We start from the raw sequence: 13,296 nt of genomic DNA, 5'->3' as shown, positions 1-13,296 counted from the left end.
TTGTAATTGTGTTAAAATATCGTAATCATACATTTAATTTTCACACCTTAAAAAAGGGATAGGCAGCTGTAACTGTCTACCCCTCAGAGAGTTAAAAGAATAAAGATTTAACAAAACGAACAGCAGCAAAACCTACACCAACACCAACAACAACTAAGAGTAATTCATCATAATTATTTGCCCATGCAGTAGCTTGAGTAGTAATGCTAGTAGTAGTTAAAGCAGAAAATAAACCTTCAGTCATTTAATACACAACCTTTCATTTTAGAAGAATAATGACTTAACAAAACGAACAGCAGCAAAACCAACACCAACACCAACGACAACAAGAAGAAGCTCATCAAAATGATTTGCCCAAGAAGTAGCTTCAGTAGTAATTGCAGCAGTAGTTAAATTAGCAAACATGTTAAAACCTCCAATAGGATTTGTATCTTCACCTGTTCCACCTTCATCAGGTGGATCGGGAGCAGAACCATTAATGTGTGTACCATGAGATGAAGCACTTAAAAGAGAAAAATTATTATAACCAGTATCAGTTGAATTATCTGGTAATAATAAATCATAACCATTTTCAGAATATAGTTTAGTTTCAGCAGTGACACTAAAAGCAGAACTTGAACCGAATATAGTTAATTCACCCGAATCAACCTTAAAATACAAATAAGGGTGAGTTGCTGCAAAAGAATCATATGAACTTTGACTAGGAACCTTTGTAGCTCCATGCGTCGGATAAGTTACAGTTGACGGATCAGCAGCAAAAGCAAAAGCAGGAACAGATAATAGCATAATTAAAGCTAAAGCAATGGAACGTAAAAAATTACGTTTCTTTTTTTTATTGATAGATTGGACAGATTCCAATATTTCACCCCCTTTCAAGTCATGAACTAATCACCAAACTTTAAAGAAAGTCCAAATATCTTCTAAAGCACCTTTAAACCATGAAAATACTTGTATTCCAATAACTAAAGATACAAAACCGAAAAAGGTAACATAGAGAGTTGAACCCATTGCATATTTTGCATAACCAAGATAATCATAAAAAGCATTATCAGTAAAAGCAACATCATTAATATGTTCAGTAGTATCTACAAGAGTTCCAACAATTCCAGAGAGCGTATCAATTAATGAATTATAAAGACCTAGTAAAGAATCAATCATTCTTGATAATGCCACCTTATTATTTTATAAATAACAAATCCCAAGGTAAAAGTAGCTATATAAACTACGACATCATAAATCTGTATACCGATTATTTTTGCGTGCCTAAACCATTGAAAACCTTCATTGTTAATAGGTTTTTCAGGGATAATTGGTAAAGTAACAATAAATTTAATTAAACGTAGTAAATAACCTAGAATAGCCATTATAAAATCGAATATAGCAACCAAAAAAGCCAATGGTAAAAATGGAGGTAAATCGCCGCCAGTTGGAGCTGGTTCGCTTGGTGGCTTGGTTGTTGGTGGAGAAGAAACCATAGGTATATCAGATTCTATTGGGATATCACCTACACCAACATTTTCAATAGGAATAGCAGGATTTCCAACAGTAGGAATTGCACCATCTAAAGGAACAGGGATAGGAATATCCCATGAAATAGTACCATCATAAACAGAGCCATCTGGTAAAGTAAAAGTACCATCAGAAGGATTTTTAACTAAATCAATTCCATCTTTTGTTTTAGCAAGCCATTGATCCATAGGAATATTAATTTCTTTTGTTCCAGCTTTTAAACGGTCAATAGTAGTATTCCAGCCATCAGCAACAATATCATTAGTAGTAGGAACATCAGAAACCGCAACACGAGGAACAATAGTAGGTAAACCCAAATAATCTAATAACTTATTGAAATCATCAATTGAACGAGCTTGTGTTATGTAAGTATCTAATTCTGGATAAGAATCATAAGGAGCAGAGAAAAAAGATTCCCATGTATTAGTAACTGAATTATATCCTTCAACTTGTGCTGGATTGCCCCACATATCACCTAAAGAAACTTGAATACTAATAACAGATGTACCAGATAAAGTAGCAATTGAATTTGCTTGAGCTGTTTTATTCCAGTAAGCATAATCATCTTGATACCCAGATACTAAATCCGAACCATGTACTATTTCATGTTCACGAATCAATAAATTATCATGTAGCCAATCACCAACAATAGGAGAAGCTAATTTTAATTCATCATAGAAATCTTGCGAAACGGCATATGAAGTTTTACCAGCAGTAATGGCAGCATCAACAGAACTTTTCATTGTTTCCTTGGTAGTAGTTGATAAGCCATTATAAATTTCTTGAGCTTTTTCTCTAACTTTTTCATGATCCATTTCAGCAGCATGTCCACCACTAGCAACAATAGTTCCAGCAATCAATAAAACTATGACTTTAGCAATACCGTCACCGTTTTTTAAATCTGAAGGTGATAAAGTGCCAGTAGCAGCATAAACCGAATTTTGATAACTTACAACATTTGAAAATAAAAGGAATTGTAAGGCAAGTAAAACAACAATAAGTTTTTTCACATAAAATCAATCCTTACTTAACGGGAATAACGTTAATGACAGATGGGCGAGAATCACGACCAGCATAACCGGCAGCTAATTCAATTTCTAACTTAATTTTTTCTCCTTTTTGAAGATAAGAAAGATTTAAACCTTCTTTATAATCCAATTGATGATTTTCATAAGTAGAAGGATCAGCAAAACGGATTTTCTTTAATGAATAAGGGTTGCCAGTTTTTTCAGATGTACCATTAATTTCTTGTGCAGAGATAAATACATATTCTTTTTCTTTTAACATTTTTTATAGCTCCTTTTTCCTAATTTTTGTTGTATGAGCGAATTTTTGTTCTGTTTTTAGCATACAAAAAGTCCCACCAAACGGCAAGACTTTTTTTTACAAATTACTTCCTATTAAGATAATCTTTTACAAGTTGTTCGAAAAGTTTACTAATATTAACATTTTCATTCTTGAGTTGTTCGACAAGCTTTTTAGGAATTGTTAAAGTTAATCTTATTCTTTTTTCTTCTGGATCAAGCCTGTGACGACCCATTATAAAAGCCCTTTATAAGTTATTTGTTTTAATTTAATTATGAGAGTGTATAATGTAATTAAGGTTTAGGATTCGGGCTTGTTTTTAAGTTCGGATTCTTTTTTATTTTTTTCTTTAATAAATAATAACTCTGAAATTAGATTATCACGTTTTTCCATCATATCAATATCGGATAGCGTATTAGTCCTATTAAACTTTGTGAGCATATTTATATGCTTCTTTTTTTGTTTTTGTAAACCTTTGACAAGCATATTAGCTAATAGATCAGCATTGAAATCATAAGCCTGTAACCAAGTAGCAAAACCGGCAGAAACAGTTTTTTCAAGCCATTGTTGCGTTTTTTCAATAGATGAATCTGAAGATTTTTGTGCTAATGGTAACTTGTCAACATTATCCAAGAACTTATTCCAGAAATTCGATACTTTCCAACGACCTTTATTTTTATCTGCAGAAGGTTCAACAAACATTATGTAGTTTTTTAAATGTCCTTTTATTTGTTGTCCTAAATTTGATTCTTCATTCTCTGAAATAATTTTAGCTGCAATATATGCACGATCATCACGAAGTTGTAATTCTGTCCTTACCCATTTTTCAACTCCTTCTGGAATAGGTCTTTTTTTGCGAAGGAGCTGCTTATATTTATCATATATTCTTATCTGTATTTCTGATTGTGGTGAACCAAAATAGGCAGTAGTACCAAGATTTTCACCATTTGAAAGTTTAAATTCTTCAATAATACGAGCAGTTTTAAATTTTGAACGAACCTCAGCACGAGTGATTTTCCTTCTAATTGTTTTTAATGTGAAATAACCTTGCGTGTCATCTATGGCCAGATCAAGACGAGGAATATTTACATCTAACATCAGAACCAATCCAATAAAAGTAGACCAGTTATATTTTGCGACTTCTTCAAATTCTCGACAGCCTTGACCAGTCATTTCTAAATGAACACTATCCAATTCAGAAGAATAATAGATTGAAATATTTCCAAATCTTAAATGGTAAGGATATCCATATTTTCCATTTTCAAAAGGGATAAAGTCACAGTGTTTCATGCCTAAAAGATCAATTATATTTTGTGGATTTGTGACACTCTTAAAAGTGACTTGAAGCCAGTCGACACAGGCAGTTAAGCCGTTCTTGCTTGTATTTTCTACCCCCCTGTTAGCATACGGGGGTAGACCTGTAAAATCGGTCATAGTTGAAACTCCTTTACTGGAAATTAAAAACCTTTCCTTGCAAGCAAGGGAACGTTTGCCAACACATGCAGCCATAGAGAATTATATTTATTTACCTACCAAACATAATAGAAGGGTTATGAATGGTTAGGAATTTAGAAGCTAAAGCTTCACCGCTATCGCTCCAGTATTTCCGAACATGTCAGAGCATTAGAGTTATACAAAAGACGACGACAAATAATGTTTTTCAGCTTAAGTAAATTTTTAGTCTAGTTTTGAATCATTCAGAAGATTAAATTCTTGTCGTAGATCAGCAAGCAAATCTTCAAAAGCTATTATTCTATCATTGTGTTTTCCATCTAAAGAAAACTCTTTCATAATTTTTAATTCAATTTCTTTTGAGTTAATAAATTTTTGTAATTTAGTAGTTCTAAATGTTTGAGGTGTTTTCATATATTATCATCTCCTTGTATACATATAGTAACAGAGTGAATACAATATGTACAAGGGAAATTTCTTCGAAATTTTGTGTTATAAGAAAAAATTAAAAAATCCCTATCGGTAGGGAATTTAATTTTTTTTATAAGATCGCCTGGTGAAACCGCGCGTAAACGCACGTGTTTCACCCAAGCCAATCCTCGGAAACTTTAAAGAAGTAAGAGAGAGTAATAGTTATAGTTTTTTTTATTTATTTTTATTTTGAGATCATAAATAAAGGGTGATATTGTAAAGAATCCACAGAGATAGGCATAGGAAAATCTTTAGTATCATAATTAGCATAGTTATATAAAGATTGAATTTTAGGTAATGAGATAGGTGTAATAAATTCGGATATAGTATCCATTAATAAATAATCGAATTGTAAAGGATTTTTACGACACATAAGAATATAATCTAGTTGCTCTCTAATATTTACATCTAACATACGAGGTCTATGTGTTATAAACACAGTGAGTACAACATCAGATTTACGGAAAAGAGCAAAGACTTTTGACCATATTCTATTTTGTTTACTAGATGTATTACGGGAATCAAGTGTAAAATAGGCTTCATCAACTATTAAGACTTTATTACGAGAATCATTTAAAGGCATTTGACCAAGATCATTAATAATATTTATATTTTCACCTGTTACATTCATATTTGTATATATAGTTAGTTGTGGATCAAGAGATTGAAGATGACGAGCTAAAATCATAGCGAATAAACTTTTTCCAGAACCTTGAGGACCAAACACACCTAATTTCATTTAGGATCTTCTCCAACGTTACCAGACATTTTATATCCTTTGAAATGCTTATACAAAGAGTAGGATTCAATAAGCCTTGTAAAACGAAAACCAGTTTTACGATTATTACGAGCGTACAGATGAATTTTTTCAACCATTTCAGCTAATACTGGTGAATCATATTTAACGGCCAAAGAAGATAAAAGAGTTAATACTCTTTGTTGTTCATGGTTTAAATATGGTAAAGTTTCATAAATTTGTTTAATATCATCAGAACCATTTCCAGAACGAATAAATGATGAAAATATATCATCTACTTTTTGTTCATCAATCATTAAAGACCATCTCCATATCTTTCAGCTAGAAAATTCACAATTAATAATGCTAATGCAGTAATGAAAAAGAATCCTAAAGCAACAACAGTAAAAACAAAAACACCAATTATTAAACCCTGCATATTAAGAAATCAAGTTATATAAAGTAAGAATGAAAGTAGCGATAATAAGCCAATCAAGAGTAGTAGTTTGCGACTTAGCAAAAACACGCTCAGAAGCAACCCTTTCAAGCGTTTTAATATCTTTAGAAATTTCATAAGTTTCATTATTGCAATTAAGGACATAATCAACACCGACTTTAGTAAAATCATCTTTAGTAAATGAGGAATATTTTTTAACATCAGACCAAGATTTAAAAGTTTCGATACCAGTGTCATTAATAAGTACAATATTCATTATTCTTCTTCATCTCCCAATTGTTCAGTACGATAAGAAATTTCAATAGCAGCGATTATAATAACAGCAAGAAAGGCAAGAGCTAAAACAGTTTTAACAGGTTGTTCTAATAAAAGAGTTTCAAATATCAAAATTTAAACCACCGATCTATAAGAGTTTTTAATCCATATTCAGATTTATCAAGTGAAGTATCCAAAGAAGGTTGATCTAATTTAGATTCACGATAAATAAAAGATTTGTTTTTAACCTTTTTAAGAATGGAAATCATTAAATCGGGTATGAAAATAATTAGCCGAGATATTAACCAAGCTAATAAAGTTACTTCTAACATTACACCGAACAAAGTATAAGCAGCGTCAGCAGTAATCATCATTTTTTTGTACCTCTAATAACGGCATATAGAAAGATAACAGAATTGAAAAGTAACAATAATATTAATAATTCAAGCCGATTAGTTAAAAGTTGTAATTGTGTTAAAATATCGTAATCATACATTTAATTTTCACACCTTAAAAAAGGGATAGGCAGCTGTAACTGTCTACCCCTCAGAGAGTTAAAAGAATAAAGATTTAACAAAACGAACAGCAGCAAAACCTACACCAACACCAACAACAACTAAGAGTAATTCATCATAATTATTTGCCCATGCAGTAGCTTGAGTAGTAATGCTAGTAGTAGTTAAAGCAGAAAATAAACCTTCAGTCATTTAATACACAACCTTTCATTTTAGAAGAATAATGACTTAACAAAACGAACAGCAGCAAAACCAACACCAACACCAACGACAACAAGAAGAAGCTCATCAAAATGATTTGCCCAAGAAGTAGCTTCAGTAGTAATTGCAGCAGTAGTTAAATTAGCAAACATGTTAAAACCTCCAATAGGATTTGTATCTTCACCTGTTCCACCTTCATCAGGTGGATCGGGAGCAGAACCATTAATGTGTGTACCATGAGATGAAGCACTTAAAAGAGAAAAATTATTATAACCAGTATCAGTTGAATTATCTGGTAATAATAAATCATAACCATTTTCAGAATATAGTTTAGTTTCAGCAGTGACACTAAAAGCAGAACTTGAACCGAATATAGTTAATTCACCCGAATCAACCTTAAAATACAAATAAGGGTGAGTTGCTGCAAAAGAATCATATGAACTTTGACTAGGAACCTTTGTAGCTCCATGCGTCGGATAAGTTACAGTTGACGGATCAGCAGCAAAAGCAAAAGCAGGAACAGATAATAGCATAATTAAAGCTAAAGCAATGGAACGTAAAAAATTACGTTTCTTTTTTTTATTGATAGATTGGACAGATTCCAATATTTCACCCCCTTTCAAGTCATGAACTAATCACCAAACTTTAAAGAAAGTCCAAATATCTTCTAAAGCACCTTTAAACCATGAAAATACTTGTATTCCAATAACTAAAGATACAAAACCGAAAAAGGTAACATAGAGAGTTGAACCCATTGCATATTTTGCATAACCAAGATAATCATAAAAAGCATTATCAGTAAAAGCAACATCATTAATATGTTCAGTAGTATCTACAAGAGTTCCAACAATTCCAGAGAGCGTATCAATTAATGAATTATAAAGACCTAGTAAAGAATCAATCATTCTTGATAATGCCACCTTATTATTTTATAAATAACAAATCCCAAGGTAAAAGTAGCTATATAAACTACGACATCATAAATCTGTATACCGATTATTTTTGCGTGCCTAAACCATTGAAAACCTTCATTGTTAATAGGTTTTTCAGGGATAATTGGTAAAGTAACAATAAATTTAATTAAACGTAGTAAATAACCTAGAATAGCCATTATAAAATCGAATATAGCAACCAAAAAAGCCAATGGTAAAAATGGAGGTAAATCGCCGCCAGTTGGAGCTGGTTCGCTTGGTGGCTTGGTTGTTGGTGGAGAAGAAACCATAGGTATATCAGATTCTATTGGGATATCACCTACACCAACATTTTCAATAGGAATAGCAGGATTTCCAACAGTAGGAATTGCACCATCTAAAGGAACAGGGATAGGAATATCCCATGAAATAGTACCATCATAAACAGAGCCATCTGGTAAAGTAAAAGTACCATCAGAAGGATTTTTAACTAAATCAATTCCATCTTTTGTTTTAGCAAGCCATTGATCCATAGGAATATTAATTTCTTTTGTTCCAGCTTTTAAACGGTCAATAGTAGTATTCCAGCCATCAGCAACAATATCATTAGTAGTAGGAACATCAGAAACCGCAACACGAGGAACAATAGTAGGTAAACCCAAATAATCTAATAACTTATTGAAATCATCAATTGAACGAGCTTGTGTTATGTAAGTATCTAATTCTGGATAAGAATCATAAGGAGCAGAGAAAAAAGATTCCCATGTATTAGTAACTGAATTATATCCTTCAACTTGTGCTGGATTGCCCCACATATCACCTAAAGAAACTTGAATACTAATAACAGATGTACCAGATAAAGTAGCAATTGAATTTGCTTGAGCTGTTTTATTCCAGTAAGCATAATCATCTTGATACCCAGATACTAAATCCGAACCATGTACTATTTCATGTTCACGAATCAATAAATTATCATGTAGCCAATCACCAACAATAGGAGAAGCTAATTTTAATTCATCATAGAAATCTTGCGAAACGGCATATGAAGTTTTACCAGCAGTAATGGCAGCATCAACAGAACTTTTCATTGTTTCCTTGGTAGTAGTTGATAAGCCATTATAAATTTCTTGAGCTTTTTCTCTAACTTTTTCATGATCCATTTCAGCAGCATGTCCACCACTAGCAACAATAGTTCCAGCAATCAATAAAACTATGACTTTAGCAATACCGTCACCGTTTTTTAAATCTGAAGGTGATAAAGTGCCAGTAGCAGCATAAACCGAATTTTGATAACTTACAACATTTGAAAATAAAAGGAATTGTAAGGCAAGTAAAACAACAATAAGTTTTTTCACATAAAATCAATCCTTACTTAACGGGAATAACGTTAATGACAGATGGGCGAGAATCACGACCAGCATAACCGGCAGCTAATTCAATTTCTAACTTAATTTTTTCTCCTTTTTGAAGATAAGAAAGATTTAAACCTTCTTTATAATCCAATTGATGATTTTCATAAGTAGAAGGATCAGCAAAACGGATTTTCTTTAATGAATAAGGGTTGCCAGTTTTTTCAGATGTACCATTAATTTCTTGTGCAGAGATAAATACATATTCTTTTTCTTTTAACATTTTTTATAGCTCCTTTTTCCTAATTTTTGTTGTATGAGCGAATTTTTGTTCTGTTTTTAGCATACAAAAAGTCCCACCAAACGGCAAGACTTTTTTTTACAAATTACTTCCTATTAAGATAATCTTTTACAAGTTGTTCGAAAAGTTTACTAATATTAACATTTTCATTCTTGAGTTGTTCGACAAGCTTTTTAGGAATTGTTAAAGTTAATCTTATTCTTTTTTCTTCTGGATCAAGCCTGTGACGACCCATTATAAAAGCCCTTTATAAGTTATTTGTTTTAATTTAATTATGAGAGTGTATAATGTAATTAAGGTTTAGGATTCGGGCTTGTTTTTAAGTTCGGATTCTTTTTTATTTTTTTCTTTAATAAATAATAACTCTGAAATTAGATTATCACGTTTTTCCATCATATCAATATCGGATAGCGTATTAGTCCTATTAAACTTTGTGAGCATATTTATATGCTTCTTTTTTTGTTTTTGTAAACCTTTGACAAGCATATTAGCTAATAGATCAGCATTGAAATCATAAGCCTGTAACCAAGTAGCAAAACCGGCAGAAACAGTTTTTTCAAGCCATTGTTGCGTTTTTTCAATAGATGAATCTGAAGATTTTTGTGCTAATGGTAACTTGTCAACATTATCCAAGAACTTATTCCAGAAATTCGATACTTTCCAACGACCTTTATTTTTATCTGCAGAAGGTTCAACAAACATTATGTAGTTTTTTAAATGTCCTTTTATTTGTTGTCCTAAATTTGATTCTTCATTCTCTGAAATAATTTTAGCTGCAATATATGCACGATCATCACGAAGTTGTAATTCTGTCCTTACCCATTTTTCAACTCCTTCTGGAATAGGTCTTTTTTTGCGAAGGAGCTGCTTATATTTATCATATATTCTTATCTGTATTTCTGATTGTGGTGAACCAAAATAGGCAGTAGTACCAAGATTTTCACCATTTGAAAGTTTAAATTCTTCAATAATACGAGCAGTTTTAAATTTTGAACGAACCTCAGCACGAGTGATTTTCCTTCTAATTGTTTTTAATGTGAAATAACCTTGCGTGTCATCTATGGCCAGATCAAGACGAGGAATATTTACATCTAACATCAGAACCAATCCAATAAAAGTAGACCAGTTATATTTTGCGACTTCTTCAAATTCTCGACAGCCTTGACCAGTCATTTCTAAATGAACACTATCCAATTCAGAAGAATAATAGATTGAAATATTTCCAAATCTTAAATGGTAAGGATATCCATATTTTCCATTTTCAAAAGGGATAAAGTCACAGTGTTTCATGCCTAAAAGATCAATTATATTTTGTGGATTTGTGACACTCTTAAAAGTGACTTGAAGCCAGTCGACACAGGCAGTTAAGCCGTTCTTGCTTGTATTTTCTACCCCCCTGTTAGCATACGGGGGTAGACCTGTAAAATCGGTCATAGTTGAAACTCCTTTACTGGAAATTAAAAACCTTTCCTTGCAAGCAAGGGAACGTTTGCCAACACATGCAGCCATAGAGAATTATATTTATTTACCTACCAAACATAATAGAAGGGTTATGAATGGTTAGGAATTTAGAAGCTAAAGCTTCACCGCTATCGCTCCAGTATTTCCGAACATGTCAGAGCATTAGAGTTATACAAAAGACGACGACAAATAATGTTTTTCAGCTTAAGTAAATTTTTAGTCTAGTTTTGAATCATTCAGAAGATTAAATTCTTGTCGTAGATCAGCAAGCAAATCTTCAAAAGCTATTATTCTATCATTGTGTTTTCCATCTAAAGAAAACTCTTTCATAATTTTTAATTCAATTTCTTTTGAGTTAATAAATTTTTGTAATTTAGTAGTTCTAAATGTTTGAGGTGTTTTCATATATTATCATCTCCTTGTATACATATAGTAACAGAGTGAATACAATATGTACAAGGGAAATTTCTTCGAAATTTTGTGTTATAAGAAAAAATTAAAAAATCCCTATCGGTAGGGAATTTAATTTTTTTTATAAGATCGCCTGGTGAAACCGCGCGTAAACGCACGTGTTTCACCCAAGCCAATCCTCGGAAACTTTAAAGAAGTAAGAGAGAGTAATAGTTATAGTTTTTTTTATTTATTTTTATTTTGAGATCATAAATAAAGGGTGATATTGTAAAGAATCCACAGAGATAGGCATAGGAAAATCTTTAGTATCATAATTAGCATAGTTATATAAAGATTGAATTTTAGGTAATGAGATAGGTGTAATAAATTCGGATATAGTATCCATTAATAAATAATCGAATTGTAAAGGATTTTTACGACACATAAGAATATAATCTAGTTGCTCTCTAATATTTACATCTAACATACGAGGTCTATGTGTTATAAACACAGTGAGTACAACATCAGATTTACGGAAAAGAGCAAAGACTTTTGACCATATTCTATTTTGTTTACTAGATGTATTACGGGAATCAAGTGTAAAATAGGCTTCATCAACTATTAAGACTTTATTACGAGAATCATTTAAAGGCATTTGACCAAGATCATTAATAATATTTATATTTTCACCTGTTACATTCATATTTGTATATATAGTTAGTTGTGGATCAAGAGATTGAAGATGACGAGCTAAAATCATAGCGAATAAACTTTTTCCAGAACCTTGAGGACCAAACACACCTAATTTCATTTAGGATCTTCTCCAACGTTACCAGACATTTTATATCCTTTGAAATGCTTATACAAAGAGTAGGATTCAATAAGCCTTGTAAAACGAAAACCAGTTTTACGATTATTACGAGCGTACAGATGAATTTTTTCAACCATTTCAGCTAATACTGGTGAATCATATTTAACGGCCAAAGAAGATAAAAGAGTTAATACTCTTTGTTGTTCATGGTTTAAATATGGTAAAGTTTCATAAATTTGTTTAATATCATCAGAACCATTTCCAGAACGAATAAATGATGAAAATATATCATCTACTTTTTGTTCATCAATCATTAAAGACCATCTCCATATCTTTCAGCTAGAAAATTCACAATTAATAATGCTAATGCAGTAATGAAAAAGAATCCTAAAGCAACAACAGTAAAAACAAAAACACCAATTATTAAACCCTGCATATTAAGAAATCAAGTTATATAAAGTAAGAATGAAAGTAGCGATAATAAGCCAATCAAGAGTAGTAGTTTGCGACTTAGCAAAAACACGCTCAGAAGCAACCCTTTCAAGCGTTTTAATATCTTTAGAAATTTCATAAGTTTCATTATTGCAATTAAGGACATAATCAACACCGACTTTAGTAAAATCATCTTTAGTAAATGAGGAATATTTTTTAACATCAGACCAAGATTTAAAAGTTTCGATACCAGTGTCATTAATAAGTACAATATTCATTATTCTTCTTCATCTCCCAATTGTTCAGTACGATAAGAAATTTCAATAGCAGCGATTATAATAACAGCAAGAAAGGCAAGAGCTAAAACAGTTTTAACAGGTTGTTCTAATAAAAGAGTTTCAAATATCAAAATTTAAACCACCGATCTATAAGAGTTTTTAATCCATATTCAGATTTATCAAGTGAAGTATCCAAAGAAGGTTGATCTAATTTAGATTCACGATAAATAAAAGATTTGTTTTTAACCTTTTTAAGAATGGAAATCATTAAATCGGGTATGAAAATAATTAGCCGAGATATTAACCAAGCTAATAAAGTTACTTCTAACATTACACCGAACAAAGTATAAGCAGCGTCAGCAGTAATCATCATTTTTTTGTACCTCTAATAACGGCATATAGAAAGATAACAGAATTGAAAAGTAACAATAATATTAATAATTCAAGCCGATTAGTTAAAAG

The 13,296-nt window shown here is 31.5% G+C and carries 26 protein-coding genes; all 26 read right to left on the bottom strand.

All coding sequences use genetic code 11. The features are described from left to right. Positions 1 to 91: 91 nt before the first annotated feature. The 26 genes from ACXAEA_RS22415 to ACXAEA_RS22290 all read right to left on the bottom strand — a co-directional run bounded on the left by ACXAEA_RS22415 (position 92) and on the right by ACXAEA_RS22290 (position 13,207). Positions 92 to 244, bottom strand: coding sequence for a hypothetical protein (locus ACXAEA_RS22415; RefSeq protein ID WP_475098207.1), 153 nt, complete (start codon positions 242 to 244; stop codon positions 92 to 94). A gap of 20 nt (positions 245 to 264) precedes the next feature. After that, positions 265 to 858, bottom strand: coding sequence for a hypothetical protein (locus ACXAEA_RS22410; protein WP_475098206.1), 594 nt, complete (start codon positions 856 to 858; stop codon positions 265 to 267). Positions 859 to 888: 30 nt separating this feature from the next. Continuing rightward, a complete protein-coding gene (locus ACXAEA_RS22405; protein ID WP_475098205.1) occupies positions 889 to 1,158 on the bottom strand; it encodes a hypothetical protein in 270 nt (89 codons plus the stop codon). Next, complete coding sequence (locus ACXAEA_RS22400) at positions 1,155 to 2,519, bottom strand: hypothetical protein (RefSeq protein WP_475098204.1); 1,365 nt, start codon at positions 2,517 to 2,519, stop codon at positions 1,155 to 1,157. Before ACXAEA_RS22400 ends, ACXAEA_RS22405 begins: the two co-directional genes overlap by 4 nt. A 13-nt stretch (positions 2,520 to 2,532) precedes the next feature. After that, complete coding sequence (locus ACXAEA_RS22395; protein ID WP_475098203.1) at positions 2,533 to 2,796, bottom strand: hypothetical protein; 264 nt, start codon at positions 2,794 to 2,796, stop codon at positions 2,533 to 2,535. A gap of 103 nt (positions 2,797 to 2,899) precedes the next feature. Beyond that, positions 2,900 to 3,049, bottom strand: coding sequence for a type II toxin-antitoxin system CcdA family antitoxin (locus ACXAEA_RS22390; RefSeq protein ID WP_475098202.1), 150 nt, complete (start codon positions 3,047 to 3,049; stop codon positions 2,900 to 2,902). 65 nt (positions 3,050 to 3,114) lie between these two features. Further along, on the bottom strand, positions 3,115 to 4,248 hold the full coding sequence (locus ACXAEA_RS22385; RefSeq protein ID WP_475098201.1) for a replication initiation factor domain-containing protein: 1,134 nt from the start codon (positions 4,246 to 4,248) through the stop codon (positions 3,115 to 3,117). Between the two features lie 243 nt (positions 4,249 to 4,491). Next, positions 4,492 to 4,680 (bottom strand): hypothetical protein, encoded by a 189-nt coding sequence (locus tag ACXAEA_RS22380; RefSeq protein ID WP_475098200.1) that lies wholly within the window; start codon positions 4,678 to 4,680, stop codon positions 4,492 to 4,494. Positions 4,681 to 4,921: 241 nt separating this feature from the next. Then, entirely contained in the window at positions 4,922 to 5,476 is a 555-nt protein-coding gene (locus ACXAEA_RS22375; protein WP_475098199.1) for an ATP-binding protein, read from the bottom strand. Further along, the gene (locus tag ACXAEA_RS22370; RefSeq protein ID WP_475098198.1) at positions 5,473 to 5,790 is read right to left on the bottom strand and encodes a hypothetical protein; all 318 of its coding nucleotides are present in this window, start codon (positions 5,788 to 5,790) and stop codon (positions 5,473 to 5,475) included. The genes ACXAEA_RS22375 and ACXAEA_RS22370 overlap by 4 nt, the downstream gene beginning before the upstream one ends. A 123-nt stretch (positions 5,791 to 5,913) precedes the next feature. Next, positions 5,914 to 6,186 carry a hypothetical protein gene (locus tag ACXAEA_RS22365; RefSeq protein ID WP_475098197.1) on the bottom strand — a complete coding sequence of 91 codons (273 nt, stop codon included), beginning with the start codon at positions 6,184 to 6,186 and terminating at the stop codon, positions 5,914 to 5,916. Then, a complete protein-coding gene (locus ACXAEA_RS22360; RefSeq protein WP_475098196.1) occupies positions 6,186 to 6,317 on the bottom strand; it encodes a hypothetical protein in 132 nt (43 codons plus the stop codon). Before ACXAEA_RS22360 ends, ACXAEA_RS22365 begins: the two co-directional genes overlap by 1 nt. Next, positions 6,314 to 6,559 carry a hypothetical protein gene (locus ACXAEA_RS22355; RefSeq protein WP_475098195.1) on the bottom strand — a complete coding sequence of 82 codons (246 nt, stop codon included), beginning with the start codon at positions 6,557 to 6,559 and terminating at the stop codon, positions 6,314 to 6,316. Before ACXAEA_RS22355 ends, ACXAEA_RS22360 begins: the two co-directional genes overlap by 4 nt. A gap of 180 nt (positions 6,560 to 6,739) precedes the next feature. After that, positions 6,740 to 6,892: a hypothetical protein gene (locus ACXAEA_RS22350; RefSeq protein WP_475098207.1), complete on the bottom strand. Its 153-nt coding sequence runs from the start codon at positions 6,890 to 6,892 to the stop codon at positions 6,740 to 6,742. 20 nt (positions 6,893 to 6,912) lie between these two features. Then, positions 6,913 to 7,506, bottom strand: coding sequence for a hypothetical protein (locus tag ACXAEA_RS22345; RefSeq protein WP_475098206.1), 594 nt, complete (start codon positions 7,504 to 7,506; stop codon positions 6,913 to 6,915). Between the two features lie 30 nt (positions 7,507 to 7,536). Then, entirely contained in the window at positions 7,537 to 7,806 is a 270-nt protein-coding gene (locus ACXAEA_RS22340; protein WP_475098205.1) for a hypothetical protein, read from the bottom strand. Next, entirely contained in the window at positions 7,803 to 9,167 is a 1,365-nt protein-coding gene (locus ACXAEA_RS22335; protein WP_475098204.1) for a hypothetical protein, read from the bottom strand. The genes ACXAEA_RS22340 and ACXAEA_RS22335 overlap by 4 nt, the downstream gene beginning before the upstream one ends. Positions 9,168 to 9,180: 13 nt before the next feature. Then, positions 9,181 to 9,444, bottom strand: coding sequence for a hypothetical protein (locus ACXAEA_RS22330; RefSeq protein WP_475098203.1), 264 nt, complete (start codon positions 9,442 to 9,444; stop codon positions 9,181 to 9,183). Between the two features lie 103 nt (positions 9,445 to 9,547). After that, positions 9,548 to 9,697: a type II toxin-antitoxin system CcdA family antitoxin gene (locus ACXAEA_RS22325; protein WP_475098202.1), complete on the bottom strand. Its 150-nt coding sequence runs from the start codon at positions 9,695 to 9,697 to the stop codon at positions 9,548 to 9,550. Between the two features lie 65 nt (positions 9,698 to 9,762). Then, complete coding sequence (locus ACXAEA_RS22320) at positions 9,763 to 10,896, bottom strand: replication initiation factor domain-containing protein (RefSeq protein WP_475098201.1); 1,134 nt, start codon at positions 10,894 to 10,896, stop codon at positions 9,763 to 9,765. A 243-nt stretch (positions 10,897 to 11,139) separates the two neighbouring features. Continuing rightward, positions 11,140 to 11,328, bottom strand: coding sequence for a hypothetical protein (locus tag ACXAEA_RS22315; RefSeq protein ID WP_475098200.1), 189 nt, complete (start codon positions 11,326 to 11,328; stop codon positions 11,140 to 11,142). A gap of 241 nt (positions 11,329 to 11,569) precedes the next feature. Next, positions 11,570 to 12,124 carry an ATP-binding protein gene (locus tag ACXAEA_RS22310; RefSeq protein ID WP_475098199.1) on the bottom strand — a complete coding sequence of 185 codons (555 nt, stop codon included), beginning with the start codon at positions 12,122 to 12,124 and terminating at the stop codon, positions 11,570 to 11,572. Further along, positions 12,121 to 12,438, bottom strand: coding sequence for a hypothetical protein (locus ACXAEA_RS22305; RefSeq protein ID WP_475098198.1), 318 nt, complete (start codon positions 12,436 to 12,438; stop codon positions 12,121 to 12,123). Before ACXAEA_RS22305 ends, ACXAEA_RS22310 begins: the two co-directional genes overlap by 4 nt. 123 nt (positions 12,439 to 12,561) lie before the next feature. Next, entirely contained in the window at positions 12,562 to 12,834 is a 273-nt protein-coding gene (locus ACXAEA_RS22300) for a hypothetical protein (RefSeq protein WP_475098197.1), read from the bottom strand. After that, positions 12,834 to 12,965 (bottom strand): hypothetical protein, encoded by a 132-nt coding sequence (locus tag ACXAEA_RS22295; protein WP_475098196.1) that lies wholly within the window; start codon positions 12,963 to 12,965, stop codon positions 12,834 to 12,836. The genes ACXAEA_RS22300 and ACXAEA_RS22295 overlap by 1 nt, the downstream gene beginning before the upstream one ends. Then, entirely contained in the window at positions 12,962 to 13,207 is a 246-nt protein-coding gene (locus ACXAEA_RS22290) for a hypothetical protein (RefSeq protein WP_475098195.1), read from the bottom strand. The genes ACXAEA_RS22295 and ACXAEA_RS22290 overlap by 4 nt, the downstream gene beginning before the upstream one ends. Positions 13,208 to 13,296: the final 89 nt, after the last annotated feature.

The sequence above is a fragment of the Mesobacillus sp. ABV4_180 genome, from assembly GCF_056158485.1.
The sequence above is the reverse complement of the archived record's forward strand: the minus strand, read 5'-3'. Positions and strand labels throughout refer to the sequence as shown.

Excerpts from the sequence above, each read along its gene's own strand:
- ACXAEA_RS22340 (WP_475098205.1), bottom strand. The coding sequence starts at position 7,806 with ATGATTGATTCTTTACTAGGTCTTTATAATTCATTAATTGATACGCTC.
- ACXAEA_RS22390 (WP_475098202.1), bottom strand. The coding sequence starts at position 3,049 with ATGGGTCGTCACAGGCTTGATCCAGAAGAAAAAAGAATAAGATTAACT.
- ACXAEA_RS22350 (WP_475098207.1), bottom strand. The coding sequence starts at position 6,892 with ATGACTGAAGGTTTATTTTCTGCTTTAACTACTACTAGCATTACTACT.
- ACXAEA_RS22365 (WP_475098197.1), bottom strand. The coding sequence starts at position 6,186 with ATGAATATTGTACTTATTAATGACACTGGTATCGAAACTTTTAAATCT.
- ACXAEA_RS22315 (WP_475098200.1), bottom strand. The coding sequence starts at position 11,328 with ATGAAAACACCTCAAACATTTAGAACTACTAAATTACAAAAATTTATT.
- ACXAEA_RS22300 (WP_475098197.1), bottom strand. The coding sequence starts at position 12,834 with ATGAATATTGTACTTATTAATGACACTGGTATCGAAACTTTTAAATCT.
- ACXAEA_RS22290 (WP_475098195.1), bottom strand. The coding sequence starts at position 13,207 with ATGATGATTACTGCTGACGCTGCTTATACTTTGTTCGGTGTAATGTTA.
- ACXAEA_RS22355 (WP_475098195.1), bottom strand. The coding sequence starts at position 6,559 with ATGATGATTACTGCTGACGCTGCTTATACTTTGTTCGGTGTAATGTTA.
- ACXAEA_RS22325 (WP_475098202.1), bottom strand. The coding sequence starts at position 9,697 with ATGGGTCGTCACAGGCTTGATCCAGAAGAAAAAAGAATAAGATTAACT.
- ACXAEA_RS22385 (WP_475098201.1), bottom strand. The coding sequence starts at position 4,248 with ATGACCGATTTTACAGGTCTACCCCCGTATGCTAACAGGGGGGTAGAA.
- ACXAEA_RS22405 (WP_475098205.1), bottom strand. The coding sequence starts at position 1,158 with ATGATTGATTCTTTACTAGGTCTTTATAATTCATTAATTGATACGCTC.
- ACXAEA_RS22380 (WP_475098200.1), bottom strand. The coding sequence starts at position 4,680 with ATGAAAACACCTCAAACATTTAGAACTACTAAATTACAAAAATTTATT.
- ACXAEA_RS22330 (WP_475098203.1), bottom strand. The coding sequence starts at position 9,444 with ATGTTAAAAGAAAAAGAATATGTATTTATCTCTGCACAAGAAATTAAT.
- ACXAEA_RS22370 (WP_475098198.1), bottom strand. The coding sequence starts at position 5,790 with ATGATTGATGAACAAAAAGTAGATGATATATTTTCATCATTTATTCGT.
- ACXAEA_RS22375 (WP_475098199.1), bottom strand. The coding sequence starts at position 5,476 with ATGAAATTAGGTGTGTTTGGTCCTCAAGGTTCTGGAAAAAGTTTATTC.
- ACXAEA_RS22415 (WP_475098207.1), bottom strand. The coding sequence starts at position 244 with ATGACTGAAGGTTTATTTTCTGCTTTAACTACTACTAGCATTACTACT.
- ACXAEA_RS22395 (WP_475098203.1), bottom strand. The coding sequence starts at position 2,796 with ATGTTAAAAGAAAAAGAATATGTATTTATCTCTGCACAAGAAATTAAT.
- ACXAEA_RS22310 (WP_475098199.1), bottom strand. The coding sequence starts at position 12,124 with ATGAAATTAGGTGTGTTTGGTCCTCAAGGTTCTGGAAAAAGTTTATTC.
- ACXAEA_RS22305 (WP_475098198.1), bottom strand. The coding sequence starts at position 12,438 with ATGATTGATGAACAAAAAGTAGATGATATATTTTCATCATTTATTCGT.
- ACXAEA_RS22320 (WP_475098201.1), bottom strand. The coding sequence starts at position 10,896 with ATGACCGATTTTACAGGTCTACCCCCGTATGCTAACAGGGGGGTAGAA.